The 24656-nt window shown below is 41.1% G+C and carries 30 protein-coding genes; 24 read left to right on the top strand and 6 right to left on the bottom strand.

Annotation, left to right across the window (positions count from 1 at the left end):
* Positions 1–276 precede the first annotated feature (276 nt).
* The 5 genes from PSV17_RS00510 (at position 277) to PSV17_RS00490 (ending at position 4773) form a co-directional block, all read left to right on the top strand.
* On the top strand, positions 277–435 hold the full coding sequence (locus PSV17_RS00510) for a hypothetical protein (protein ID WP_300478436.1): 159 nt from the start codon (positions 277–279) through the stop codon (positions 433–435).
* Between the two features lie 295 nt (positions 436–730).
* Entirely contained in the window at positions 731–1933 is a 1203-nt protein-coding gene (locus PSV17_RS00505) for a polysaccharide biosynthesis/export family protein (protein ID WP_300478433.1), read from the top strand.
* 22 nt (positions 1934–1955) lie between these two features.
* Positions 1956–3101, top strand: a complete 1146-nt coding sequence (locus PSV17_RS00500; RefSeq protein ID WP_300478431.1) for a glycosyltransferase family 1 protein — start codon at positions 1956–1958, stop codon at positions 3099–3101.
* 12 nt (positions 3102–3113) lie between these two features.
* A complete protein-coding gene (gene cysC, locus PSV17_RS00495) occupies positions 3114–3740 on the top strand; it encodes an adenylyl-sulfate kinase (protein ID WP_300385673.1) in 627 nt (208 codons plus the stop codon).
* 4 nt (positions 3741–3744) lie between these two features.
* Positions 3745–4773 carry a hypothetical protein gene (locus PSV17_RS00490; protein ID WP_300385676.1) on the top strand — a complete coding sequence of 343 codons (1029 nt, stop codon included), beginning with the start codon at positions 3745–3747 and terminating at the stop codon, positions 4771–4773.
* Between the two features lie 79 nt (positions 4774–4852).
* Here the strand turns inward: PSV17_RS00490 and PSV17_RS00485 are convergent, their stop codons facing one another.
* Together PSV17_RS00485 and PSV17_RS00480 are read right to left on the bottom strand one after the other, a co-directional pair.
* Positions 4853–5212: a transcriptional regulator gene (locus PSV17_RS00485; RefSeq protein ID WP_300385679.1), complete on the bottom strand. Its 360-nt coding sequence runs from the start codon at positions 5210–5212 to the stop codon at positions 4853–4855.
* Positions 5202–5510 (bottom strand): type II toxin-antitoxin system HigB family toxin, encoded by a 309-nt coding sequence (locus PSV17_RS00480; protein WP_300385682.1) that lies wholly within the window; start codon positions 5508–5510, stop codon positions 5202–5204. The genes PSV17_RS00485 and PSV17_RS00480 overlap by 11 nt, the downstream gene beginning before the upstream one ends.
* A gap of 516 nt (positions 5511–6026) precedes the next feature.
* Here PSV17_RS00480 and PSV17_RS00475 point away from each other — a divergent pair.
* The 8 genes from PSV17_RS00475 (at position 6027) to PSV17_RS00440 (ending at position 12224) form a co-directional block, all read left to right on the top strand.
* Positions 6027–6362, top strand: coding sequence for a hypothetical protein (locus tag PSV17_RS00475; RefSeq protein ID WP_300478426.1), 336 nt, complete (start codon positions 6027–6029; stop codon positions 6360–6362).
* 5 nt (positions 6363–6367) lie between these two features.
* On the top strand, positions 6368–8539 hold the full coding sequence (locus PSV17_RS00470) for a relaxase/mobilization nuclease domain-containing protein (protein ID WP_300478423.1): 2172 nt from the start codon (positions 6368–6370) through the stop codon (positions 8537–8539).
* A 477-nt stretch (positions 8540–9016) separates the two neighbouring features.
* The gene (locus PSV17_RS00465; protein WP_300478421.1) at positions 9017–10231 is read left to right on the top strand and encodes an integrase arm-type DNA-binding domain-containing protein; all 1215 of its coding nucleotides are present in this window, start codon (positions 9017–9019) and stop codon (positions 10229–10231) included.
* A gap of 104 nt (positions 10232–10335) precedes the next feature.
* The gene (locus PSV17_RS00460) at positions 10336–10821 is read left to right on the top strand and encodes a hypothetical protein (RefSeq protein ID WP_300478418.1); all 486 of its coding nucleotides are present in this window, start codon (positions 10336–10338) and stop codon (positions 10819–10821) included.
* Positions 10822–11000: 179 nt separating this feature from the next.
* Positions 11001–11231 (top strand): transcriptional regulator, encoded by a 231-nt coding sequence (locus tag PSV17_RS00455; protein ID WP_300478416.1) that lies wholly within the window; start codon positions 11001–11003, stop codon positions 11229–11231.
* Positions 11232–11233: 2 nt separating this feature from the next.
* Positions 11234–11566: a helix-turn-helix domain-containing protein gene (locus PSV17_RS00450; RefSeq protein WP_300478413.1), complete on the top strand. Its 333-nt coding sequence runs from the start codon at positions 11234–11236 to the stop codon at positions 11564–11566.
* A 146-nt stretch (positions 11567–11712) separates the two neighbouring features.
* Complete coding sequence (locus PSV17_RS00445; RefSeq protein ID WP_300478411.1) at positions 11713–11979, top strand: hypothetical protein; 267 nt, start codon at positions 11713–11715, stop codon at positions 11977–11979.
* The gene (locus PSV17_RS00440) at positions 11940–12224 is read left to right on the top strand and encodes a hypothetical protein (protein WP_300478409.1); all 285 of its coding nucleotides are present in this window, start codon (positions 11940–11942) and stop codon (positions 12222–12224) included. Before PSV17_RS00445 ends, PSV17_RS00440 begins: the two co-directional genes overlap by 40 nt.
* A gap of 96 nt (positions 12225–12320) precedes the next feature.
* Here the strand turns inward: PSV17_RS00440 and PSV17_RS00435 are convergent, their stop codons facing one another.
* Both PSV17_RS00435 and PSV17_RS00430 read right to left on the bottom strand, forming a co-directional pair.
* Positions 12321–12497, bottom strand: coding sequence for a hypothetical protein (locus PSV17_RS00435; RefSeq protein WP_300478407.1), 177 nt, complete (start codon positions 12495–12497; stop codon positions 12321–12323).
* Positions 12498–12977: 480 nt separating this feature from the next.
* Complete coding sequence (locus tag PSV17_RS00430; protein WP_300478405.1) at positions 12978–15158, bottom strand: TonB-dependent receptor; 2181 nt, start codon at positions 15156–15158, stop codon at positions 12978–12980.
* Positions 15159–15578: 420 nt separating this feature from the next.
* Between PSV17_RS00430 and PSV17_RS00425 the strand changes: the two genes are divergently transcribed.
* Both PSV17_RS00425 and PSV17_RS13885 read left to right on the top strand, forming a co-directional pair.
* Positions 15579–15803 (top strand): hypothetical protein, encoded by a 225-nt coding sequence (locus PSV17_RS00425; RefSeq protein WP_300478402.1) that lies wholly within the window; start codon positions 15579–15581, stop codon positions 15801–15803.
* Between the two features lie 191 nt (positions 15804–15994).
* Entirely contained in the window at positions 15995–16177 is a 183-nt protein-coding gene (locus PSV17_RS13885) for an IS3 family transposase (RefSeq protein WP_366910266.1), read from the top strand.
* A gap of 137 nt (positions 16178–16314) precedes the next feature.
* On the opposite strand, the gene PSV17_RS00420 is transcribed toward PSV17_RS13885, so the two are convergent.
* Entirely contained in the window at positions 16315–16512 is a 198-nt protein-coding gene (locus PSV17_RS00420) for a hypothetical protein (protein ID WP_300478399.1), read from the bottom strand.
* Between the two features lie 505 nt (positions 16513–17017).
* Positions 17018–17272, bottom strand: coding sequence for a hypothetical protein (locus tag PSV17_RS00415; protein ID WP_300478396.1), 255 nt, complete (start codon positions 17270–17272; stop codon positions 17018–17020).
* A gap of 501 nt (positions 17273–17773) precedes the next feature.
* Between PSV17_RS00415 and rfbD the strand changes: the two genes are divergently transcribed.
* The 9 genes from rfbD (at position 17774) to leuB (ending at position 24577) form a co-directional block, all read left to right on the top strand.
* Positions 17774–18670, top strand: coding sequence for a dTDP-4-dehydrorhamnose reductase (gene rfbD / locus PSV17_RS00410; protein ID WP_300479033.1), 897 nt, complete (start codon positions 17774–17776; stop codon positions 18668–18670).
* A 47-nt stretch (positions 18671–18717) separates the two neighbouring features.
* Positions 18718–19605, top strand: a complete 888-nt coding sequence (gene rfbA, locus PSV17_RS00405; RefSeq protein WP_300478394.1) for a glucose-1-phosphate thymidylyltransferase RfbA — start codon at positions 18718–18720, stop codon at positions 19603–19605.
* Positions 19602–20144, top strand: coding sequence for a dTDP-4-dehydrorhamnose 3,5-epimerase (gene rfbC, locus PSV17_RS00400; RefSeq protein ID WP_300478392.1), 543 nt, complete (start codon positions 19602–19604; stop codon positions 20142–20144). Before rfbA ends, rfbC begins: the two co-directional genes overlap by 4 nt.
* Before the next feature lie 152 nt (positions 20145–20296).
* The gene (locus tag PSV17_RS00395) at positions 20297–20608 is read left to right on the top strand and encodes a pyrimidine/purine nucleoside phosphorylase (RefSeq protein ID WP_300478390.1); all 312 of its coding nucleotides are present in this window, start codon (positions 20297–20299) and stop codon (positions 20606–20608) included.
* Between the two features lie 108 nt (positions 20609–20716).
* On the top strand, positions 20717–21211 hold the full coding sequence (locus PSV17_RS00390) for a YajQ family cyclic di-GMP-binding protein (RefSeq protein ID WP_013147868.1): 495 nt from the start codon (positions 20717–20719) through the stop codon (positions 21209–21211).
* A 28-nt stretch (positions 21212–21239) separates the two neighbouring features.
* Positions 21240–22649 (top strand): 3-isopropylmalate dehydratase large subunit, encoded by a 1410-nt coding sequence (leuC, locus tag PSV17_RS00385; RefSeq protein WP_300478387.1) that lies wholly within the window; start codon positions 21240–21242, stop codon positions 22647–22649.
* 16 nt (positions 22650–22665) lie between these two features.
* Positions 22666–22800 (top strand): entericidin A/B family lipoprotein, encoded by a 135-nt coding sequence (locus tag PSV17_RS00380; protein ID WP_300478385.1) that lies wholly within the window; start codon positions 22666–22668, stop codon positions 22798–22800.
* Between the two features lie 3 nt (positions 22801–22803).
* On the top strand, positions 22804–23442 hold the full coding sequence (leuD, locus tag PSV17_RS00375) for a 3-isopropylmalate dehydratase small subunit (RefSeq protein WP_300478383.1): 639 nt from the start codon (positions 22804–22806) through the stop codon (positions 23440–23442).
* Positions 23443–23521: 79 nt separating this feature from the next.
* Positions 23522–24577 carry a 3-isopropylmalate dehydrogenase gene (gene leuB / locus PSV17_RS00370; protein WP_300478381.1) on the top strand — a complete coding sequence of 352 codons (1056 nt, stop codon included), beginning with the start codon at positions 23522–23524 and terminating at the stop codon, positions 24575–24577.
* Positions 24578–24656: the final 79 nt, after the last annotated feature.

Genomic DNA, 24656 nt, shown 5'->3' with positions numbered 1-24656 from the left:
CGCTTGGTTTTTTAGTCTATTTATTAACATTAGCCTACTGTTATCGCCTTTGTATATGTTGCAGATATACGATAGGGTGCTTACTTCCAGAAGCTTATCTACGCTTGCTATGCTGAGTATTGGCATGGTGCTGGCGGTGATTGTTTATATTGTGTTGGAAATCCTCCGTTCACGAATTTTGGTTCAGGCTGGGCAGGCGCTAAATAATTGGGGTCAGATAAAAATTAAATGCTCTACTACACACTAAAACAGCTCCTTCCAAAAATGCGGTAGTTAATGGCGCGTCTTCCAAGAATATCGCCAGTTGGCGTACCGGTTCATCTGATTCAGCGAGGTAATAATAGGCATGCTTGTTTCGGTGCGCCAGAAGACTATAGTGCCTACGTGGGTTGGTTGAACCGAGATTTTCCATTAGAGCGTTCAATTCCGTGCTAATTACCACTGCGATTGATGTCAGTGGCTGCACCAAAATGGCACTCCAATTTTCTAAGCGCTAAGCCAGTATTTGGCTTCCCCATTCTCGCTAAGTGCTAAAGCACTAAGTCGAATGTGAAATCTCATTATTCTGAGTGAAAGCACTTGAAAAGTTATATGTAGGAGGGGCTTGTAGCCCCGAACAGCAACGGTGAAATTTGTCACGCCGCTTTCGCGACTGCAAGCACTTGCAACAGTTTGAGTGTAATGGTACATGCGCAATTAGAAGTACATTAATTTAGGAAGAAACAATAATATGAAATTTTCACCCATTCAACTTGTTGCTAATAGCACCAAGCTTGGGCTAGTTATTTTTGCTGCAGGAGCATTAAACGGCTGCGCTACTTTTCCCGACTGGATCTCCTCATCAGGCGCAAGCCGTGCTCAGGTAATTGAGGCTAAAAGTGATGTTCAGGTTGAGTCTCCAATCCAAGTGGTGAATGTAACCGATGCTGTAACACGACGCATATTAGCTGGCCAGCATAAAGATTTGTTTTCAGATGCTTTGGGGGCTGATGTGATTCCGCGTTATGTGGTCGGGCCTGGTGACGTTATTACTGTGTCGATATGGGAGGCTCCACCAGCAGCACTTTTTGGTACAGCAATGACGGATGCTCGCGCAGGTATTGCAACCACTCGCGCGACAGATTTCCCAGAGCAAATGGTGAATAGTGATGGCATTATTAATATTCCATTTGCTGGGAGTATTCCGTGTGCTGGCAAAACTCTGCATCAAATTGAATCTGAAATTGTTAATCGGCTGACGGGTAAAGCTAATAAGCCTCAGGTGTTGGTACGTGTGGTTAAAAATGCGACTTCAAATGTAACGGTGGTAGGTGAGGTTGCTTTAAGCACACGCGTTGCGCTAACACCTAAGGGTGAGCGTCTGTTAGATGCTTTAGCGGCAGCTGGTGGTGTGCGGCAGCCTATTAACAAAATGACATTGCAGATTACGCGTGGTGATTTGGTGCAAACAATGCCTTTGGAATCGATTATTAAAGATCCCAAACAAAATGTGGTGTTGCATCCTGGTGATGTGATTACCGCTTTGTTTCAGCCTTTGAGTTTTACTGCATTGGGCGCTGCTGGTAAAAATGAAGAGGTGAATTTTGAGGCGACAGGGATTACCTTAGTGCAAGCTTTGGGTCGCGTTGGCGGTCTGCAAGATAATCGAGCTGATGCAAAGGGCGTATTTATTTTTAGGCTGGAAGATCCACAAAACCTTGGTGAAAAAGATAAAGAGAGATCTACATTAATGACGCCTGAAGGTAAGATTCCTGTAGTTTATCAGGTGGATATGAAAGACCCTGGAACATTTTTTGTGGCACAAAGCTTTCCTATGCGTAACAAAGATGTGATGTATGTTTCAAACGCATCAGGTGCAGAGTTGCAGAAGTTTCTTAATTTAGTCACTACAGTAGTTTACCCAGCAATCGGTATTTTCAATGCAGCAAAATAGAAGTTGAAAGGTGCAACGTGTTGTGCTAATTGATGTTACTCGCCTTGTGGGGCGCCTGCTAGATGGACGTTTACCTACTGGCGTTGATCGGGTTTCTTTAGAATATGTTCGACACTTTTATGGTAGATCCCAAGCAATTGTTCGCTACAGAGGGCGTTGGCTTGAGCTCACTTTAACCGATTCGCGTAGAGTGTTTGATGTACTTTTGAGCCCAACACCACCTTTCAAATTGCGCATTCGTATTTTGATTACTAAAGCCTGGTGGTTGAACTTTTTACCTGCTCGTCACCAGCAGAAACTCTTGCTTGAAACTGGCCATCATGGCCTAGAGCAATCAGGTTATTTGAAACAATTAAGTAAGCTTGAATTACGCCCTATCTTTTTTATTCATGATTTAATTCCACTAATACACCCAGAGTATTGTCGAGAAGGCGAGGCTGAGCGACATCGCGTTAGAATGGATACGGCGCTCCAATTTGGGCATGGGGTTGTGGTTAATTCCCAAGCAACCTTAAGTGACCTTAGCACTTATGCTAAGAATACTAAGCAAAGTATGCCGCCCATGGTAGCTGCCAAATTAGCGGCAGCAGTACTTCCAGGGCCAAGTGTTATATCACTGATTGATGCGCCATACTTTGTTATGCTTGGCACTATTGAACCACGTAAAAATCATTGGATGATATTACAAGTTTGGCGCCGCTTAATTGAACAGCTTGGGTCGGCCGCACCAAAATTGGTGATAATTGGTCAGCGGGGTTGGGATTGTGAAAATGTAGTGGATTTGCTGGACCGTTGTGAAATTTTACGTGATTTTGTGTTAGAACGCCCAGCATGTTCCGATGCGGATTTAGCCACTTACCTATGCCATGCTCAGGCACTGTTGTTTCCTTCTTTTTCTGAAGGTTATGGCATGCCGTTGGTAGAATCGCTGGCATTGGGTACTCCAGTAATTGCAAGTGATCTTGAAGTGTTTCACGAGATTGCAGGAGAAATCCCTGATTATCTTGATCCTTTGGATGGACTGGGTTGGCTGGCAAAAATTCAGGAGTTTTCTGTGCTAGACAGTGCGCCGCGTTTAGCCCAACTTGATCGTATTAAAGCTTTTGAGGCGCCGAGCTGGACAACGCATTTTGAGATAGTCGATAAATTTATTAATGGGATTTCTTAATTTTTATAAATTATGACGAATGAAAAAAATATTAGTTGGCACAAATCTTTAGTGACTAAGGTTCAGCGCGAACAAATGAACGATCATCGTGGCGCTATTCTTTGGTTTACTGGTTTGTCTGGAGCTGGAAAATCTACGCTGGCACATGCTCTGGAGCGTGCACTTTACGAAAGTGGTTGTCGTACCTATGTGTTTGATGGCGATAATGTAAGACATGGTCTATGCGCAGATTTGGGGTTTTCTGCCGAGGATCGTACCGAGAATATTCGGAGAATCGGAGAAATGGCCAAGCTTTTTACCGAAGCTGGCGTAATTGCGCTCACGGCCTTTATCTCGCCTTATCGTGCTGATCGAGACAAGGTGCGTGCTCTGGTTGCCCCAGAAGACTTTATTGAGATATATTGCCATTGCCCGTTAGAAACCTGTGAACAACGCGATGTAAAAGGGCTTTATGCTAAAGCACGTCAAGGATTGATTAAAAATTTTACTGGGATTTCTTCTCCTTATGAAGCGCCAGAGAACCCAGAGCTATTAATTAACACAGGCAAGTTAACGCTAGATAAATGTGTGGATATGGTGCTGTCATTGTTGCGTGAGCGCGGCATTATTCCTGATGTGCATACCAACCTTGGTGAGTAGTTCTTTGATACACCAGTTACCAGCCCAAGTATTTGCTTATGGTTTCTCTATCAGAAAGCGAGCAATTGTCCGCCGTTTTATGGGGGATGTGAAGGTATGCTTTGTTTGGTTTGGTAAATCAATCCCGGCAGGATCAACAGTGTTGCTTTGGGGTAGCGCAGAGCCACCTACAACAATGTCACCCAGTGTGAAAATTATCCGACTAGAAGATGGTTTTTTGCGCTCTGTAGGGCTAGGGGCCGATCTCGTGCATCCAATCTCTTGGGTAATGGATAGTCGCGGAATTTATTATGATGCTACTCATCCGTCAGATTTAGAACACTTATTGGCGACATCTGAGTTTGACGAAGTTATTTTAGAGCGTGCAGCGTACTTGCGTGAGCGCATTGTTGGGGCTGGCCTCACTAAATATAACGTTGGCGGAGGCTATTGGCAAAGACCTACTGGAACTAAAAGAGTGATTTTAGTGCCAGGGCAAGTGGAATCAGATGCTTCTATTCGATTTGGGGCACCTGGCATTCGAACCAATCTAGGCTTACTGCAAGCAGTACGTGAAGAAAACCCCCAGGCATTTATCCTATACAAACCTCATCCTGACGTAGTGGCAGGGTTACGTAAGCAGGGCGCTGGTGAAGATGACTCGGTTAAATGGTGTGATCAAGTAGTGGTTGATTTTGCAATGGCTGATTTACTCAAAGAGGTTGACGAAGTGCATGCCCTAACGTCACTTACAGGTTTTGAAGCACTATTGCGTGGCAAGAAGGTGGTATGTTATGGTCAGCCTTTTTATGCGGGTTGGGGACTTACTGAAGATAAAATTCCAATTGACCGTCGGGTAAAAAGATTGAGTCTAGATTCCTTAGTAGCGGCTACACTTATACTTTACCCAACTTATGTCAGCTTAAAAAACGCTACCGTCATAACCCCAGAGCAAGCTTTGGATGAGCTGCTTGAATGGCGGGGATGCGTAAATAAACCTATAACTTTGTGGCGTAAATTAGTTAGATTTTTTTTGAGGCAACGAGCTTATTGAATGTTTATTGATGAAAACTTGGCTGCAGTATTTCACAATACACCGATAGCAATCCTCCACATGCCTTGTTTTTTTCTAGCTATGCAACATCAGCCAACAGGCTTTCATACGGAATATGCAGGCCATCGTGCAGGCGTTTCACCATTCTGATACTTAAAGGACGTTTGTAATTAAGTATCTCAGATACACGTCCGCTAGAACCTATGTAAGGCTCTAGATCGCTTGGTGTGAGTGCTTGTTGATCCATTCTGAATCGAATGGCATTAATAGCACCAGGCGGACTGATAGGATAGTGCTTATTCTCATAGGCTTCGATTAACGTCACCAAAACTTCCATTTCATCTGCTTCAGCACTACCTACCTCCGCCTGAAAAACGTGCTCAAGATGAAGGAATGCCGCATGTAAGTCATCATCATTACGAATGGGTTTAATATTCATTTACTGTCTCCACATTAATTTTATCGTACTGCGCATGGGTGCCTATGAACTTTACCCAAGCAATACCAGCTCTGTACTGGAACTCAACAACCAAGCGGTACTTGTTGCCTCCGATGTTAAATACAATGCGGTTGCTACCACAGACACTCGCATTAGCGTATTGATCTTTTACCGCCTGTGGTGACGCCCATGTTGAATTGACCGCTTCCTCGTGCCAGCTTTCTAGTGGTCGTTGCGCATCGCCATAAGCAGGTTGTTCCCAGAACTTTTTTAACGTGCTTTTTGCGATAACCCGCATAATTTATAAGTTCTCCCAATTTGGGATAATTATAGGCCAGTAACTTTTATATAGCAATGGGTTATGGCATTGCTTGCGTAAAATTAATACTTAGTTCTCGTGGATGTTATATGCGTCGTTTGTTAGCGATGGCGTTAAGTAAGGAGTCTTGCATAGTATGATTCTGCCTATAATCAAATTAATATCAAGCTTAAAAATCCTCAATGGGCTTTATAACTAATTTTCAGACTAGGCCTATGAACGGCGATCTCTAACTAATTATTTCATCTGACGGACTGGGGTTGTAGCTGTACTCAGAAGACTTTGTTCAATCAACTATCCATGCTACGATGACTTTATCGATTATGTAGTATGGTATCTAAAGGGCAGGATGGAGATTGTCATACATTTTGACTTCGTCAAAAATATTCCAATCTCATAAGATATGTTCGGCGACTTCGTCTTCTCACATATTTTACCTGTCCTGCCGGAAGCGGATTACCCAATACAGTGGGTTAATTTGAAAGGATTGTCAGTATGGCTAATAATAAAAATGAGGTTGATCGTGCAACGAAAGTGATTACTTTTAGAGTGACGCAAAGTGAGTTTGATCGAGTGAGTAAAATGGCTGACTCTGGTGGCGTTTCAGTGAGCAAACTCATGAGAGCCGCCTACACTGGAAATACGATTCGCAGCAGATCGGATGAAAAAGCAATCAGTGAATTACGACGTCAAGGTGGATTGCTAAAACACATATTAGTGTTAAATAAAGATGGTGCGACTATAAATAAATTAACACCAGAGATAGTTAAATCACTTGAGGCGTTGATTCCGCAGATACAAAAAACGATATTAAATATTGCTGCGGAGTAACGATCATGTCAGCTGTCATTAAAGAAATTGCAAACAAAAACACTGGTAGGATAGGTTTAAAAAACCTTTTGGATTACCTTGAAAAACCCGAGGCAAAGCAAGAGCACGGATATGAAGCGGGGAAAGAAAAAGCCTTCGATGCATGGCATGAAAATGCCTTTTCAAATGAAACTGCTGATATAGAAATGATGGCGTTGGCTGAATCAAATGCACTTTCTCGCATACCGTTTCGCCACTATGTTATTTCATTCAGCGAAGGTGAAGAACCTAATCGTGAGCAAGCCCACCAAGCTGTAAAAATGTTGCTGGATGAGTTAGGTTTAGCGCGTGCTCTGGTTAAATGTGCAATGCATTATGATCAGGATAACACGCATATTCATGTCGCAATCATCATGAATAATCCAATCACAGAAAAATCCTTTCCACTCAAATTTCAAAAAGAATCCTCACAGCGTGCCGTTGCAAAAATCAACTATATTCAAGGTTGGGAAAAGGATGCTGGCCAGCGGTATATCATAGACAGTGATGGCGCATGTGTGCGTTCTGGCGATGCAAATATCCCATCGTTAAAAGGTAGGGAAGTTGAAGTTTTTAGCGGGCAAAGAAGTGCTTCAGATATTGCGCGCGATGCAATTACCGACGTACTGAAAGATAAGAATATTAAGTGTTGGGATGATCTACATGCGGTACTTGCATCACAGGGTGTCACCTATGAAAAGAAAGGGTCTGGTGCGACTGTTGATGTTAGACAGGGTAATGAAATTATCAAGGTTAAGGCATCTACCGCGAATAGATCTGCTGCACTTGGCAAGATGGAAGCACGCTTCGGTGCCTTTGAGAAATCTACCTATGAAATTTTAGCGCGGAAGATAGAACCCATGAAAGGAATGGCACCTGACGTCAAGGAAGTGTGGCATCAATATAACGCTGAGAAAGTAAGTCACAGGGGGTATAAAAAGAATAAAACTGACGAGCTGCGCGCAAAGCATCAAGCTGACTTTTCGTTATTGATGGAGACGCATAAGCAGGCGCGCGAAAAGCTTAATGCCTCAAGACCCGATTGGAAAGGTAATGGATCTGCATTAAATGCTTTGCGGTCAGTCTTGGCGCATGAGCATGCATCTCAAAAGGAATTGATGAAACATGCGCACAGTATTGAGCGTCAATTATTAAAGATGGAGTTAAGCATCCAGACTGCACATCCAGGTAAGTTTGGGGACTACGTACGTGATAGGTCTGAAGATTTGCACCAACTGCATACTACTTGGCGTGTTGCGCCTAACAACATCGCCCTGCGACAAGGTGATGGTGATAATGGCGTTAAAACATCGGACCTAGGCGCACTTTTTGTTCCAGTAAAGCATGGTATTAGCGCATATGAAGCCGAAATGACTACTCATGATGTCAATGTGAGGTCTACGACAGGACATGTGCGTTCGGTAAAAGAGACCATCGTTAACTACAAGAATAATGATTCAGGTGATATCGATTTTGTGGATAGCGGTAGAAAAATATCATTGCTGAAAGAGCGTGATCAATCAATAAAAGCAATGATCCAGCTTTCATCTCAAAAGTGGAAGACATTTCAATTGACGGGCAGCGATGAATTTAAACGCAGGGCAGTTGATGTCGCGATCAAGCTGGGTGTGGCAAATAAAATCACGAACCCAGATCTACAGGCGTATATCATCGACCAGCAAGATAAATCCAAAGGCGCAATGCTGGGGCATGTAACAGCCTCTGCATCTGCCAAAATAGATGCGCCTTCACCTAAGTCTTGGAATAAAGCTATTGAGAAGCCTAGGCTCAATTTGAAACACGTTGAAGTGCCAGTGTTTGATGTGGACGATGTTAAATCTAAGATGGAACTAGCGCACGAAGCGTATGCCAATATCAGTAATGAAATTGGTGACAATGCAGGCAATCAAAGCAGGAAAGATCTCATGATTGCCAATGTGATGCATGAAATCGGGTATAAGCGCACTGCGATTGTCGATGCTATCAAAGTGCTTAGTGACAACAGCAAAGACCATAAAGTGCATGAGAATTATGCGGAGAAGCTTGCTGATCATGCGCAGTCAGTAAAAGGCATTACTCTTAGACATGAGAATCGTCAACAGATTGATGAAGTCAGAACTAGTGTTGGAAAGGTACGCGGCTCTGACTTTCCCTTCTAGAGAGTGCTTTGTCACTTTTCGGCATTAAAGCGCCACTGATTTTTGGCGTAATGGTGCCACTAAAAGTAGCTTAAAACGGGGTTCAAATGTTAGTTAAAAATGACTGATTTTGGCTCCTTTAGTAGTGGATTATTTGATGAATTCTGTCATTGTTTTTGGTGTGTGGTAACTCAATATTTGTTTGAAATTGATGGGGAATTTATTGGTATTTCTAATGCGTCGAAAAGTGATTGACAACATTTTGACAACATCTCTCTTAGAGCCGCATGTTATAAGGGTGGAACGCGGGTTCGATTCCCGCCAGCTCCACCAATTAAGTGTTTTAAGAAGTATCAAAAAGTATTAAAAGCCTAGTAAATTCAACTTTCTAGGCTTTTTTTACGTCTATTGTAGTTGCATAAGGTTGCTTGACATACCCCACTTATTTGGGGTAACTTTGGGGGTAACAGCACTTACCAAAAAGAGAGTTACCCCAATATGGCACTTTCAGTCACTGCAATAAAGAACGCAAAGCCTAAAGATAAGGCTTTCAAGCTATATGATGAAGCTGGGTTATTTATTCAAGTTACCCCAAGTGGGGGTAAGTGGTGGCGTTTTAAGTATCGCTATTTGAATAAAGAAAAATTACTTGCCTTAGGTACTTATCCCGATGTTTCACTAGCAGAGGCGAGAATAAAACGAGATGAGGCTAGAAAGTTACTTTCACAGACCCCGCCAGTTGATCCTAGTGAATTAAAGAAATCTACTAAACAAAGTATTTACTCCAACAAAGCGGATAGTTTTGAGTTAATAGCACTTGAATGGGCAGAGTCTTTTTTTACTAATAAATCAAAGTCACATAAAGAACGCACAGTGAGGCGTTTAGAGCTTTATATATTCCCTTGGATAGGTAGCAAGCCTATTTCACAAATAACCGCGCCTGAAGTGCTAGAAGTGGTTAAGCGCCCACAGGTTCAAAGTAAATTAGAAACTGCCCATAGAGCATTGCAAGCGGTTTCACAGGTGTTTAGATATGCCGTGCAAACTGGTAAAGCCATGCGTGATGTTACAGTCGATTTAAGGGGCGCTTTACCCTCAGCTTCGGTTAAGCATATGGCGTCCTTTACCGAGCCTAAACAAGTAGCTGAACTATTAAGAGCAATAGACGCCTTTAAAGGCACTTTTACCGTTGAGTGTGCATTACGGCTTTCGCCATTAGTGTTTACGCGCCCTAGTGAGTTAAGGCGTGCTAAATGGGCAGATATAAACCTAGACGCGGGTGAGTGGGCTTACTTAGTTACTAAAACCAAAACGCAACATATCGTACCTTTATCAACACAGGCTATTAAAATTTTAAAAGAATTGTACCCAGTCAGTGGTTATGGTGAATATGTTTTTCAAGGTGGGCGCGACCCTAAAAAAGCTATGAGTGAAGCGGCTATAAACGCAGCATTACAGCGTATGGGTTACGATACACAAAAAGACATTACAGCACACGGCTTTAGAGCAATGGCGCGTACCATTTTGCATGAGCGTTTAAATATTGACCCCGCCATTATTGAACTTCAATTAGCCCATGCTGTACCCGATGCTTTAGGTGGGGCATATAACCGCACTAAGTTTGAGCAACGAAAAGTTATGATGCAACAATGGGCAGATTATTTAGATGAACTTAAAGCAGGGGCTAAAGTAATACCGTTTAAAACAGCATAACAGTTTAGCCACACCTAACACTAGCCTAATTAACTATTGCGAACGCTAAGCAACCCTAGCTTAGTTGGTGTGGTTTCTTATTTAGGGGGCGTAAGGGGCGTTTTATGGCAATTTCAAAAAAACAGTTTTATAAATTCTTCACATTTGGTTATCTTATTTTATCTGGAATTTATGTTGGAATGATTTTTGACGTACTTTTATCAAAACATTTGCCTGTAAATACATCACATTTATTTATTGTAGGCTTAGTTATGGGATCGTCACTGGTGATTTGTATTATTAAGGGATTTAGATTTTTTGATAAAACAGAAAAAGAACATTTAAGTCATATTGATTATCTTATGACAATTTTAACTACAAATTCAAAAGGTGAAACTGAAGATACTTCACCCTATCCAAATGAGCTTGCAATCGCTATAAAGGCATGGCAGGCTGTATCAAATGTTCAAGGTAAAGGTAAGCCTAAAGCAAGAATTAGAGCGTGGTTAGATGAAAGATATACGGATAATAAATTATCCAATGTGGCTAAAGAGCGCATTAGTGTGGTGGCTAATTGGGATAAAACTGGCGGGGCAGCCAGAATGGATTAGAAATAACTTACCTACCCATAAGAACTAAACAGGGCTTAGCTTTTGGCTAAACATACCTACCCATTTTTAATCAATTTACCCACCCATTGGTAACCATATCTACCTATTAATTAATTTTTTGATGCATAAAATTCATATCCAGCAACGTAATAACGCGTTGTTTTATGGAGTGAATAATTATGAATCAATTGAATAGTATCAACCCAGCATTGCGCGATTTCGACCAATTACCCGATAGCGCGCACGTTGGTTTACCAGTAGTAAAAGCCCTATACGCTTGCAGTCCTGCAAGTGTGTGGCGTGGTGTTAAGAACCTCACAATACCAAAACCGTACAAACTGTCCCCTAGAACGACTTGCTGGAATGTGGGCGAATTAAAAATAGCCCTTGCTGCAAAGGCAGGTGCTTAATCATGGCTAACAATGATAGCGCTAAAAGAAAAGGGTTAGCCACGCTAACGACCAACCCCAAAGCTAAAACAACTCAATCAAAATTTACCGATAACAGCGCACTTAATCAACGTTTAAAGTTGCTGGATTACTTGCTAGAACATGGCAGCATTTCAACAAGTGAAGCGCGCGAAAAACTAGACATATACTACCCGCCTGCAAGGGCTTTTGAACTAAAGCGTGACGGCTATCAAATTTTAACTATTTGGAATAGCTGGACAAGCGAGCATGGCATTCAGCATCGTATAGGTCGCTATGTGCTTACGCAAAAGCATCCATTAGATTGTGAGGCTTAATCATGCGTATAGACTGGTTAGAATGCCTACAAACGCTTATAACGCGACATTCAAACATTGGACTTAATGCTGATTTAGCTTCGCTTAGTTTAATTGAGCTATACGGTGTTTATTGCTACCTCTCACGACTAGGCGGTGATTAAGTCATGGGCATAGACCGAATAGAACAAGCACGTAAACCTGCTAAATTTAGTATGATTGGTGCGCGTATTTGGTTGCCTTTAGATGTGTTGCAAGGGGGAGCCTATGCAAGTTTAACGCAAACGGCTAAAGCCTTATTATTTGACATTGCAGCACAATTAAGAGCTAAACATGGCGAAATTATTAACAAGGGTGATTTAACCACCGCAATCAGCAAATTAATAATGGCAGCTTGCCGACTAGCGCACCCGCTCACGCAGGAAAAAACCTAAATCAACCAAACGAACTATTGGAGGTTAAACATCATGCGAATGGCTGGACAACGGAAAGAAGGCAACGACAAGCGGAACTAATCAAGCAATGGCAGCCGTGGAAACATAGTACAGGTGCACGCACGACAGACGGCAAAGCAAAGGTTTCGCGCAATGCCTATAAAGGCGGCTTGCGTACCATATTGCAGAATATTGCCGCTATCTTGCGTGATCAAAAGAGGGTTATAAATAAACCAAAGCTTTGACGCTTTAAAATCAGTTTTATTATTTTAAAACAGTAAACCAAACTCTAAGCAGTATCAAAACATAGTTCAATTTAGAGCATTAAGAATTGGACTATGTTAATTAAAATCTGTTTTTCTTACGTTATGAGGTTCGTAAAGAACCCTCTCAATAACAGGAACAGGTAATCCAGTTTTTTCCAGAATCTTTTTAGCAGAGTCAAAGTGTGAGTTTTTTGACATTTCAATTGCTTTCTTTGCAGCAATCTCAAATATTTTATTGGTACGTTTTTTCATAACAGGACAATACTGATGAACTAAAAAAAATTGGATATGAAAAAGGCTTATTTTTTTGTAGGATTATCTTCAATTTGTAAATTAATTATCAAACTGTTAAATTTAGATAAACATGGAGACTTTTCAAAAGAATAGGGGGCTTAAAATCCTTATATGTTATGACTTAGTAACCCACTCGCTATCATTGACATGGTTAAACCTAACCAAAAAAGATAATGGGGCGGTGCCAAACCTTGTTAATTCGTAATATGTCATCCATTAGCAATCAAGCAGTGTGATAAATCGTAACAATTTGGCTTAATTATTAAAATTTGATTTTTATTAATAATGTTGAAAGACTTTAATTTAATAAATTTAGTAGCGATATATGGGGCAGTTTTAAACTAATTGGGGTAACTTTGGGGGTAATTTTTAGAGTAAATCGGAACTAATACACGTAAGACATGACAGGCCAGCTTGAATAGCTGGCCCTGTCATTATTTAGAACTCCCCGCGCAATCCTATTAGTAATGAGCGTCTTCCCATTGGGGCTATATCCTTAAGGAACGATGAGTGCTCACGGATTTCTTCATCCAGTAAATTGTTAATTTTTGCAAAAGCTTCCAAATGAAACTTGGATGGCAATTGATAAGTAAATGACGTGTTTACCGATGTATATGCACTTGTGCTTAATTCCTCAGGTCCTTTTCGATCTTGTTCGAAAGCATGCAAAATATCAAGTCTAGCTCCAAATCGAACCAAACGATAATCCAGTCCAACACCGATCTTTAAAGGAGCTATACGTGGTAATGGTTGTCCAGTGTCACTATTGGTAGCGCGAACATAATCACCTCTGAGCTTTAAATCAAGGTTGCCATGATTTTCATAAACTCTGAATTTCGCTTCTGACTCAAATCCTTTAAAATTTGCTTTAACACCAGTAATGCGGGCTTCTGGAATAATCTCTTCACCTGCAAGCGTTGAACCTGGATTGAGGGGATCTTCAATTGGATTAATTTCACCATCAGCGCCACGTTGATTGCCTGAATTTGCAAGGCTCAGGAAATTACTGAACTTGGTATAAAAAGCACCAATGCTAAATGACCGTTTTTCCGTCTTCCAACGAATTTGTGTATCAATACCATTAGATTTTTCCAATGCTAAATTGGAGTCGCCAACTTCATACTGACCTGTTGCGAAGTGTGGACCGTTTGCGAACAGTTCATTGTAAGTTGGTGCGCGTTCCGTATGAGCGAGGTTACCTGTCCATGACCAATTATGCTCTAAAGAATATAACACTCCAAACGCAGCACTGAACGGATTAAAAGTCTTTGTTTGTGCTGCACCGAATCGTGGGCTTCCAGGGTTATTAGGGTCGTTTGGACCACCTCCGGATGATCCAATTTTGTCATGCTCGATTCGTCCACCTAAACTCAGCTTTAAATCTTTATCTCGCAATAAATCAATTGGAAGTTCTTCATACATATAAAAAGCTTTGTTATCAGTACTGGTCTTGGGTATAAATGCTTCTGCACCTAAGGCCTCAAAGTCTGTATTTTGAAACTGCACTCCTACTACACCGGTCAAGTCGCCAATTTTTGCATGGGTTGCTTCTAATGTACCTTCTATACCTTGGTTAATGAAGGTAGTTCCAACTTCCCCGCCTTCTAATTCACGATGTTGGTAATCAGTGTGAGCCATACGAAATTTGAATCCGCTGATAACGGAGCCTAAATCATGAAATTCACTCGAAAAATCCAAGCGGTTGCTTTCCATGTCGATTCTAACGCTAGGCTCAGCAATCGAACCGTAATTGCTATTAAAGGTTGAATACGAAAGGCCGGCATAACCTTTATCAAAAGTTAAGGAAGCGCCTAATGCTCCACCATCGCTTTTCATCGAGCTATTACCAAGCTTGCCTCTGCGTAAGTCTACTGGGTCACCGTTTTCAGATTGCTGTTGACGTAATCGCCTTGAGGCTTGGTATCCAGGAATATCGAGATCATCACTCTCTCGCTTGTATGCATCGCCATGAATCGCAAATACTCCATTACCTCCATCCACAACGGCTGCGCCACTTTTTTGATCGTCAGCACCACCGTATCTGACTTCACCTCGTCCAGTTATTCCATCTAGTTTTTCTTTAGGAATTCTATGGTCAATTGCGTTAACAACACCTCCCACAGCACTCCCACCATACAAAAGCGCAGCTGGGCCTCGTACCACATCGACTTGCTCAATTACAAGAGGATCCAGTGCTACGGCATGATCAAAACTTAAACTAGATGCATCCAGAATGCCAACTCCATTTTGCATGATTTTTACACGGTCTCCATCAAGGCCACGGATTATGGGTCGAGAAGACCCAGGTCCATAAAACGTGGAGCTAACGCCTGGTATTGACTTCAGGGTTTCACCCAAGGTTGCCTCTCGCTGTAACGACAACTCACGTCCATTTAACACGGCTACTGGAACCACTAACTCATCGGATGCGACACCCAATGGATTGCCAGTCACAGGTAGCGTTGGCAGGTCGATATTTATGGTGGATTTATTTAGGTTGTCTTCAGCCCAGCTCTGACTAATCAGAGCTGGTGAACTCAACAAAATACTGATGGCAAGGAAGGTACGTTTTTGTTGCGTTACAAAAATAGCGCGTGCGTCTGCTGGGGGATAAGTCATTTTCTGCCTCTTAAATTATGCATAACAAATAACCATCCTCTGTAAGAAGATGGTTAGAATAAGTATTTAAGAGAAAGAAGGTGGAGCGCGGGCAGAGTAGGGAGTTAAATGTGGATTGTCGCGGGGTGTATTTTTAAATAAAAGGATTTCATAGCTAGATGCAATGATTGGTAATACTGAAAACGATGTAGCCATCCCGCCCGAAAGTTGGGAATACCCGATACATTTATCGCACACCGACGAATGAGGTGCTTTGTCCGGTAACTGAGAGCTCTGTGCTATGTCATGTAAGTGGGATATCTCATGCGAAACTGCGCCTAGTTGGCTTATGGCAAACAAAAATACAAGTACAAAATTAGATAAGAAGCGTCGCAACATAGTTGCAATTGTAACAGAGCAATAGCTCAAAACAATGAAAATATGGCATTAACCATTATAAATGCAACACAATTGCATTGGAAATATTCAGCATATCTGCATTTTTCAATTTATCCGGACGTGGAGCAGATTTATAATGCAGGTGTAATCAACTCCTCATCCCAAGACAAACGCAAACAACATAATTCCATACTTAAACCACCCAAGCTAGAGCCACCGCCACAACACCTTGATGAAATAAGCAAAGAAGAGCCGCTGACTGAATGACGTTATTATTGAAGTAGAATGATTACTTAAAAAGCTAGAATCCTTAATTCCGCAACAAAAGTTCTCTATGCCAAAACCATAACTAAAATGGTCAACAATGCTAGACTCTTATCAAGGGTAGCAATATCCGATGCCTGCTCACCAAAGTTAATTGAGTAAACAAAACTTAGCTCTGCATGTCCAGAAAGTAACTGTTTGAGAAAGGCTGCGATGGGAAACTTCGGTACACTGAAGTCGGAGGTCTTTTTTATGTTGATCTGCTAAAAACAGATATAGATCAATACATTCGTTACTATAATCACGATAGAATCAAGTCGAAATTAAAAGGATTGAAATCTGTTGATTGGAGAGCCCAGAGCTTAGCTATCGCTTAATATGTACTAGCTCAGACCTGATCTGAAAGTTTCGAAGTTTGATTGTAAATCTAACCCGACAATAAGGGCTTAATAATTTTACTCTTCAATATTACGGAAAGTTCAATAGTAATTTTTGGTTTGAAAGAGTTTAATTTTTAATTAATATCAGGCTGTAGTGGGCTGGCTTTTTTTCGCTCTTCTTCATTTATGAATTTTATATAGTCGTTATAGCTCATGTGAACCAAGTCATCATCAGTTTCTGTTTCTACATCATGCTTGCCGACAGGAAGTGGTTGGTTTCTTCCAAGTAAGTTTGATATTTTATATAAATATGAATCGAAGATGTCTTTCATTTTCACTGTCCTAGTTTAAGTTTTATTTAGCTATAAACAGCTATCAGCAAAAGATATGCCACTTAATTTCTAGAAAGTCTAAATTTAATTAACTATATGAATATATAGAATTTAATCTCTATTTTTAATTGTCTCCAAGTTGATTTTCTTAAATAAATCATGATTGTCAATTAATGTAATTGGCAATTTTTGAACAATATTGTGGATTTTTTTACAGTATTATTAGGAGTATTTTGTTAAAGTAAAAGCGGAAAAATCAGATTTTAAAAAATAAAATTCCATACATACACCCTTACTCTGGAAGATAGTGAAGGGTATAAGTATGGAACTAAGGAAAGTATATGTAAGTTAAAGATTTATGAAAGTTAGTAGATTGAAGCTATATATGAATTAGTTTTATTCACTGTTAGGTTTTTATTAATTTTTTAATCTCTTAATCAATATCTTTTTAAGTTAACCTTAGGCTTAATTTACATTGGATATGTAGCGTATTATTGTTTGTTATTTATGCAGTTCTAGCTTCATCAGCGTTACGAGATAATTTTCTGCGCTCTATCATTGTTGTGCTTTCAAATTCTTCTAAACTAATTTCTGCTACTTCGTAGTCATCATTAGCAGGGAGGGTATCAAAAATGGAGGGTTGCAGATCTATTTCACTGATTTTGCTTGGTTGGCTAATGTTAGTAGAATTTTGAAACCTTGAATTCTTAAAATTTGAAGTAGTCTTTTTGGGAAAAATAAAATTAAAAAACGATTTCATTTTATAACCTTTCACTGTGTATTAAATAATGGCTTACTTGAAGTCGGGTAGTTTTATATTACTAAAAGCAAAAAATATGCCGACCAAGTTAACATTATTAATTTTCATATGCTATTGAAATTAAGTACTTGAATTCATTGTTTTTATTAGATTTAAAATTAATGATTAATCTGAAATAATGAAGTTGATTTAAATTTTTATAGCCGAAATAGGTTAGTTGTCATCATACTTGTCTTGATTTAAACGAAGTAATTTTTAAGTTCTATTTAGCTTAATTAATCACTAATTTGAAACGTGCAAAATAATCGTTAGTGACTACCACAATGGAGCAGCTTATATTCCATTATTAGATTCAAATTTTTTAATTAATAAAATAAAATATTTAAGATTGTTTAAATTTATATGGTGATAATTGACGGGTTATCTTAGTGTTATTGCTTGATTTGTATTTGAAAAATTTAACTAAAATAAAAATCTTGATTTAGGTGAAATATGAGTTCAATAAAAATTCTTTTGCTTGGTAAAAACGGCCAAGTTGGTTGGGAGTTGCAGCGTAGCCTAGCGCCTTTGGGTGAAGTGATTGCTTTAGATGCTAGAAGCTTGGACTTTTGTGGCGACTTTATAAATATTGATGGTCTTGCCGAGACTATTCGAGCGATTGCGCCAGATGTGATTGTGAATGCGGCCGCACATACTGCGGTAGATAAAGCTGAAAGTGAGCCTGAGTTGGCGCGAACCATTAATGCGCTTGCACCGACTGTTTTGGCGAATGAGGCTAAGCGCATTGGTGCATGGCTGGTTCACTATTCAACGGATTATGTATTTGATGGTAGTGGCGAGGTGGCAAGGCTGGAAACGGATGCCACGGCGCCATTAAGTGTTTATGGTCAGACCAAGCTTGAAGGCGAAAATGCGATTGTTGCATCAGGCTGTAAACATTTAATATTTCGCACTAGCTGGGTATATGCGGCGCGCGGTGGAAATTTTGCTAAAACCATGCTCAAACTTGCAAAAGAGCGAGATGTGTTAAAGGTGATCAACGATCAAATTGGTGCGCCAACAGGAGCCGATTTAATTGCAGACGTGACTGCGCATGCTATTCGCAAGGCGTTAATAAATCCAGATGTGAGCGGTATATATCATCTTGTTGCCAGTGGTGAAACTTCTTGGCACGGTTACGCAAGTTTTGTGATTGAGCAAGCGCGGCAAGCAGGGGTTGAGATTAAGGTTGCGGCTGATGCAATTCAGGTTGTACCAACCTCAGCTTTCCCTACGCCAGCCCAAAGGCCGTTAAATTCACGTTTAAATACTAAAAAGTTACAAAATAGTTTTGACTTAGTTTTGCCAAGTTGGCAAAGTGGCGTCACTCGATTGTTGGCTGAAATTTTAGACAAATAAACATCATTAGTAGCCAGCATAAAATAAAAGAAAAGTAGAGGTAGCTTATGGCAACACGTAAAGGCATTATATTAGCAGGCGGTTCTGGCACAAGGCTTTATCCTGTCACCAAAGTTGTTTCAAAACAACTATTGCCGATTCATGATAAGCCGATGATTTATTATCCGCTCAGCACGTTAATGTTGGCTGGAATACGTGATATTTTAATCATATCAACACCACAAGATACGCCGCGTTTTCAGGAGTTATTAGGAGACGGCAGCGATTGGGGTTTGAATTTAGAGTATGCCGTACAACCAACACCAGATGGTTTGGCGCAAGCGTTTATTATCGGCAAAGACTTCGTTGGCAATGCTCCAAGCGCCTTAGTGCTTGGCGATAATATTTTTTATGGGCATGACCTACATATGCAACTTGAGCAAGCAACTGCGCGCGAAAGTGGCGCAACGGTGTTTGCTTACCATGTGCAAGATCCTGAGCGTTATGGTGTGGTGGCTTTTGACGTCGATGGTCGTGCAACCAGTTTAGAAGAGAAGCCATTGAAACCTCAGAGTAATTATGCAGTGACGGGTTTGTATTTCTACGATAATCAAGTCACTGACATAGCGGCAGATTTAAAACCTTCAGCTAGGGGTGAGTTAGAAATAACCGATTTGAATCGTGTTTATCTTGAGCGAAATCAATTAAGTGTTGAAATTATGGGTCGAGGCTATGCGTGGTTAGATACTGGCACACATGAGAGCATGATTGATGCGAGCAACTTTATTCAAACGATAGAGCAGCGACAAGGTCTTAAGGTTGCGTGCCCAGAAGAAATCGCTTATCGCAAAGGGTTTATTAATGCAGCGCAAGTAGAAAAGCTTGCTCAACCGCTGGCTAAAAATGGCTACGGTCAATACCTAGTTCGCATGTTAAAAGATGGAGTGCAGCCTTGATAGTCACGCCAACAGCAATTGCAGATGTACTGGTGATTGAACCAAATGTGTTCGGTGACGACAGAGGCTTCTTTTTTGAAAGTTTTAATCATGCAAAATTTGAAGCTGCAATAGGTAAGTCAGTTAAGTTTGTGCAAGACAATCACTCTAAATCGGCAGAAAATGTACTGCGTGGGTTGCATTATCAAATTCAACAGCCACAAGGTAAATTGGTGCGAGTTGTGCAGGGTATAGTGTTTGATGTTGCTGTGGATATTCGCAAGAATTCGCCGACTTTTGGTCAATGGGTTGGTGTGATTCTGTCTGCCGATAATAAAAAACAGTTATGGGTGCCAGAAGGCTTTGCACACGGTTTTGTCGTGCTTTCTAAAACCGCAGAGTTTCTATACAAAACCACCGATTATTACGCGCCGGAATTCGAGCGTTGTATCGCTTGGAATGATCCTGAAATCGATATTAAGTGGCCGATTAATGGCGCAGCATTATTATCTGCAAAAGACCAGTTAGGTAAATCTTTTGCTGAAGCGGAGTATTTCTAGTCTATTTTTCTGAAATTCTAATTAAAACTCTTCGTTTTGAGTTAATTTCCCTCTTCAAATCAGCTTGTACGCGCTTTAATCTCTATGCACCATCTTGGTTAGGCGTGCCTTTTCTGCGATAATGCTATTTTGATTATTAATGAAAGCAACAAATGGCACAATTTGACAATGTCAGCGTAAAAAAGAAAGCTAATATTTACTTCGATGGTAAATGTGTTAGCCATACAGTCATGCTACCAAATGGCACACGTAGCACCATTGGCGTTATTTTCCCAAGTTCACTTACATTCAATACAGCAGCGCCAGAGCTAATGGAAATCAATTCTGGTTCATGCAAAGTTCGCCTAAGTGGTGAAGAGACATGGAAAACTTATGGTGAGGGTGAGAAATTTACTGTGCCTGGTAATTCAAGTTTTGATATTGAGGTAGTCGAAACCCTAGACTACGTTTGCCACTTCGAGTAAAGAAGGCTCGACTCTGCGGCGTTATTTCGCGCTCGTCGTACTAAACGTACTGCCTTCGCACTCATGCCTTGCATAGTCTTCGCTTATAGATCTATTGGGAATTAAATTATGCCAAGTTTTGATATTTCATCTGAAGTAGATATGGTCGCGTTGAAAAACGCGATTGATACTGCGGGTAAGCAAATCACCAACCGTTATGATTTTAAAGGCACTTCAGCCAAGGTTGAGTTAAACGAAAAAGACAGCATTATTACTTTGTTTGGTGATAATGATTTTCAACTCGATCAGATTAAAGACATTTTGCTGCCGGGCATGGAGAAGAAAGAGCCTGACTCAACGAAACGTCTTGAGCATAAGGATGTCCAAAAAGTTGGCGGCAATAAAGTTAAACAGGAGCTTAAAATCAAAGATGGTATTGATAGCGATTTAGCAAAACGTATCAGTAAATTGATTAAAGATTCTGGCTTAAAAGTACAGGCAAGTATTCAAGGCGACACTGTTCGCGTGAATGGTGCAAAGCGTGACTTATTGCAAGATGCAATTGCTTTTGTGAAAAAGTCCGTGACAGATTTTCCATTGCAGTTTGGTAATTTTAGAGATTAGTTTTTAGGTTAATACCTTAGGTTAAAACATGGCAAAAACGCTATACGATAAATTGTTTGATTCCCACGTAGTGCATGAAGAAAACGGCACTGCGCTGATTTACATTGACCGTCACTTGGTGCATGAAGTCACCAGCCCTCAAGCATTTGAAGGTTTGCGTTTGGCTGGTCGTAAACCGTGGCGCATTTCATCTATTGTGGCAACTGCCGATCACAATACGCCGACCAATGGCTGGGATAAAGGCTTGGCAGGGATTGCTGACCCTGTGGCGCGCTTGCAGATTGAAACGTTGACGAGCAATATTAATGAGTTTGGTGCAAAAGCTTACTTCCCGTTCATGAATAAGAATCAAGGTATCGTGCATGTGGTTGGGCCTGAGCAAGGTGCGACTTTGCCGGGTATGACTGTGGTTTGCGGCGATTCTCACACCAGCACACACGGTGCTTTCGGTGCATTGGCGCATGGTATCGGCACCTCAGAAGTTGAGCACGTGATGGCGACACAATGCTTGGTGCAAAAGAAGTCTAAAACTATGCAGGTCTTAGTCAATGGCGTGTTAGGCAAAGGCGTGACTGCTAAAGATGTGGCATTAGCTATTATCGGTAAAACAGGTACTGCTGGTGGTAATGGTTATGCGATTGAGTTTGCGGGTTCTGCGATTCGTGGCTTGAGCATGGAAGGTCGCATGACTTTATGCAATATGGCGATTGAAGCGGGTGCACGCGCTGGCTTGGTTGCAGTGGATGAGAAAACCATTGAGTATGTTAAAGGCCGTCCATTCTCACCTACAGCAGATCAATGGGACGCAGCGGTTGCTTATTGGCAAACATTACATACAGACTCAGGTGCTGACTTCGATACCGTTGTGACCTTAAATGCTGAAGATATTCAGCCGCAAGTTACTTGGGGAACTTCACCAGAAATGGTTGTGAGTGTTGATGGGCGCGTGCCTAGTTTGGATTTAGCTAAGAATGAGGTACAACGTGCCGACTGGGAGCGTGCATACGCTTACATGGGCTTAACGCCAAATACGCCGATTAATGAAATCAATATTGATAAAGTTTTTATTGGTTCTTGTACTAACTCGCGCATTGAGGATTTACGTGCTGCCGCTGCCGTGGCTAAAGGCAAACATATCGCGCCTAATGTCAAATTGGCGCTAGTGGTGCCAGGCTCTGGCTTGGTAAAAGCCCAAGCAGAACAAGAGGGCTTGGACAAGATTTTCATCGCGGCTGGCTTTGAGTGGCGCGAACCAGGTTGCTCAATGTGTTTGGCAATGAATGCTGACAGGCTAGAGTCTGGTGAGCGTTGTGCATCAACCTCAAATCGTAATTTTGAAGGTCGTCAAGGTCAAGGCGGCCGTACACATTTAGTTAGTCCTGAAATGGCTGCGGCAGCCGCGATTACAGGGCATTTTGTCGATGTTAGAGGTTTGTAAAATGGAGAAAATAACAATGAAGAAGGTTTTAGGCATATTGGCTGTTTTTGCTGCATTGAATTTAACAGCATGCAATACCATGTCAGGCTTAGGTAAAGACGTATCTAAACTTGGTGACAAAATTGAAAATAAAGCAGATGAGCATAAGTAAGTAATGGATAAATTTATTCAATTAAAAGGTTTAGTAGCCCCGTTAGACCGTGCGAATGTCGATACCGACGCGATTATTCCTAAGCAGTTTTTGAAGTCAATTAAGCGTTCAGGTTTTGGCCCGAACGCATTTGATGAGTGGCGCTATCTAGACCATGGTGAACCTGGAATGGATAACTCCAAGCGCAAAATCAACCCAGATTTTGTGCTAAATCAAGCGCGTTATCTTGGTGCTCGCGTTTTGCTAACTCGCGAGAACTTCGGTTGCGGCTCATCAAGAGAACATGCACCGTGGGCGCTTGAAGATTTTGGTTTTAAAGTGATTATTGCTTCAAGTTATGCTGATATCTTCTTTAATAACTGTTTCAAAAATGGCATGTTGCCGATTGTTTTGTCAGCTGAAATTGTAGATAACTTGTTTAACCAAGTATTTGCAGCTGAGGGCTACAAGCTAGATGTGGATTTAAGTGCTCAAACTGTGACTACGCCAAGTGGTGAAGTATTTAAGTTTGAAGTTGATGCTTTTCGTAAGCATTGTCTGTTAAACGGTTTAGATGACATTGGTTTAACTATGCAACATCAGGACAAAATCAAAACGTTTGAAGCAAAACATCAACAAGCGCAACCATGGCTGTTTAATTAATTGGCTTTTAATTAAACAGTTGCTCAACTATTTAATCTAGTAGGTAAATCTAATAAGTTTAAGTTAAGAAAGTAATTTCATGAAAATCGCAGTATTGCCAGGTGATGGCATCGGACCAGAAATCGTAGCTCAAGCTGTTAAAGTGCTAAAAGCACTCAATTTGAATCTCACTATGACAGAAGCGCCAATTGGCGGTGCTGGTTATGAGGCTGCGGGCGATCCGCTGCCAGATGCCACTTTGCAATTAGCTAAAGATTCTGATGCGGTTTTATTAGGTGCAGTGGGTGACTGGAAGTACGACAAGTTGGAGCGTCATTTACGCCCAGAGCGTGGTTTATTGCGCATTCGTAAAGAGCTTAATTTGTTTGCAAATTTACGTCCAGCTTTGCTTTATCCTGAATTAGCGGGTGCGTCTACATTAAAACCTGAAGTGGTTTCTGGTTTAGACTTAATGATAATTAGAGAGCTTACTGGCGATATCTACTTCGGTCAGCCGCGCGGTATCAGTACGCTAGAAAATGGTGAGCGCGAAGGCGTCAACACCATGCGTTATAACGAGTCTGAGATTAAACGCATTGGTCGAGTGGCGTTTGATATTGCAATGAAGCGTAACAAGAAGGTCTGCTCTGTAGATAAGGCCAACGTATTGGAGTCGACAGAATTATGGCGCCAAGTCATGATTGAGTTATCAGCAGAATATCCTGAAGTTGAGTTAAACCATATGTATGTGGATAACGCGGCAATGCAATTGATTCGCGCACCTAAACAATTTGATGTGATGGTGACTGGTAATATTTTTGGCGACATACTTTCTGATGAAGCTTCAATGCTCACAGGCTCAATTGGTATGTTGCCATCAGCTTCTTTGGACGAAAATAACAAAGGTATGTATGAGCCTAGCCATGGTTCTGCACCTGATCTTGCAGGTAAAGATATTGCGAATCCATTGGCGACTATTCTTTCCGCTGCCATGATGTTGCGTTACACATTTAACGATGAAGCTAACGCAGTTAAAATTGAAAATGCATGTAAAAAAGCTTTAGCGCAAGGTTATAGAACTGCTGATATCGCAACTGAGGGTTGTCAATTGGTGGGCTGCAATGCGATGGGCGATGCTGTTGTTGCTGCGCTGTAATTTTCTGAGCTACAAAAGTTGCTGCACTGTAAATTAACACGTTAAATAGTTGCCGCATTAAATTAATAAGGTTATGAAA

The sequence above is a fragment of the Methylotenera sp. genome (genome assembly GCF_029946165.1).
Classification (GTDB): domain Bacteria; phylum Pseudomonadota; class Gammaproteobacteria; order Burkholderiales; family Methylophilaceae; genus Methylotenera.
The sequence above is the reverse complement of the archived record's forward strand: the minus strand, read 5'-3'. Positions and strand labels throughout refer to the sequence as shown.

Excerpts from the sequence above, each read along its gene's own strand:
- leuC (WP_300478387.1), top strand. The coding sequence starts at position 21,240 with ATGGCAAAAACGCTATACGATAAATTGTTTGATTCCCACGTAGTGCAT.
- PSV17_RS00510 (WP_300478436.1), top strand. The coding sequence starts at position 277 with ATGGCGCGTCTTCCAAGAATATCGCCAGTTGGCGTACCGGTTCATCTG.
- PSV17_RS00430 (WP_300478405.1), bottom strand. The coding sequence starts at position 15,158 with ATGACTTATCCCCCAGCAGACGCACGCGCTATTTTTGTAACGCAACAA.
- PSV17_RS00465 (WP_300478421.1), top strand. The coding sequence starts at position 9,017 with ATGGCACTTTCAGTCACTGCAATAAAGAACGCAAAGCCTAAAGATAAG.
- PSV17_RS00380 (WP_300478385.1), top strand. The coding sequence starts at position 22,666 with ATGAAGAAGGTTTTAGGCATATTGGCTGTTTTTGCTGCATTGAATTTA.
- leuB (WP_300478381.1), top strand. The coding sequence starts at position 23,522 with ATGAAAATCGCAGTATTGCCAGGTGATGGCATCGGACCAGAAATCGTA.
- PSV17_RS00505 (WP_300478433.1), top strand. The coding sequence starts at position 731 with ATGAAATTTTCACCCATTCAACTTGTTGCTAATAGCACCAAGCTTGGG.
- PSV17_RS00470 (WP_300478423.1), top strand. The coding sequence starts at position 6,368 with ATGTCAGCTGTCATTAAAGAAATTGCAAACAAAAACACTGGTAGGATA.
- PSV17_RS00460 (WP_300478418.1), top strand. The coding sequence starts at position 10,336 with ATGGCAATTTCAAAAAAACAGTTTTATAAATTCTTCACATTTGGTTAT.
- PSV17_RS00480 (WP_300385682.1), bottom strand. The coding sequence starts at position 5,510 with ATGCGGGTTATCGCAAAAAGCACGTTAAAAAAGTTCTGGGAACAACCT.
- PSV17_RS00485 (WP_300385679.1), bottom strand. The coding sequence starts at position 5,212 with ATGAATATTAAACCCATTCGTAATGATGATGACTTACATGCGGCATTC.
- PSV17_RS00445 (WP_300478411.1), top strand. The coding sequence starts at position 11,713 with ATGGGCATAGACCGAATAGAACAAGCACGTAAACCTGCTAAATTTAGT.
- PSV17_RS00475 (WP_300478426.1), top strand. The coding sequence starts at position 6,027 with ATGGCTAATAATAAAAATGAGGTTGATCGTGCAACGAAAGTGATTACT.
- PSV17_RS00395 (WP_300478390.1), top strand. The coding sequence starts at position 20,297 with ATGGCACAATTTGACAATGTCAGCGTAAAAAAGAAAGCTAATATTTAC.
- cysC (WP_300385673.1), top strand. The coding sequence starts at position 3,114 with ATGACGAATGAAAAAAATATTAGTTGGCACAAATCTTTAGTGACTAAG.
- rfbA (WP_300478394.1), top strand. The coding sequence starts at position 18,718 with ATGGCAACACGTAAAGGCATTATATTAGCAGGCGGTTCTGGCACAAGG.
- PSV17_RS00450 (WP_300478413.1), top strand. The coding sequence starts at position 11,234 with ATGGCTAACAATGATAGCGCTAAAAGAAAAGGGTTAGCCACGCTAACG.
- PSV17_RS00420 (WP_300478399.1), bottom strand. The coding sequence starts at position 16,512 with ATGAAAGACATCTTCGATTCATATTTATATAAAATATCAAACTTACTT.
- PSV17_RS00415 (WP_300478396.1), bottom strand. The coding sequence starts at position 17,272 with ATGAAATCGTTTTTTAATTTTATTTTTCCCAAAAAGACTACTTCAAAT.
- PSV17_RS00425 (WP_300478402.1), top strand. The coding sequence starts at position 15,579 with ATGGCATTAACCATTATAAATGCAACACAATTGCATTGGAAATATTCA.
- leuD (WP_300478383.1), top strand. The coding sequence starts at position 22,804 with ATGGATAAATTTATTCAATTAAAAGGTTTAGTAGCCCCGTTAGACCGT.
- PSV17_RS00390 (WP_013147868.1), top strand. The coding sequence starts at position 20,717 with ATGCCAAGTTTTGATATTTCATCTGAAGTAGATATGGTCGCGTTGAAA.
- PSV17_RS00435 (WP_300478407.1), bottom strand. The coding sequence starts at position 12,497 with ATGAAAAAACGTACCAATAAAATATTTGAGATTGCTGCAAAGAAAGCA.
- PSV17_RS00455 (WP_300478416.1), top strand. The coding sequence starts at position 11,001 with ATGAATCAATTGAATAGTATCAACCCAGCATTGCGCGATTTCGACCAA.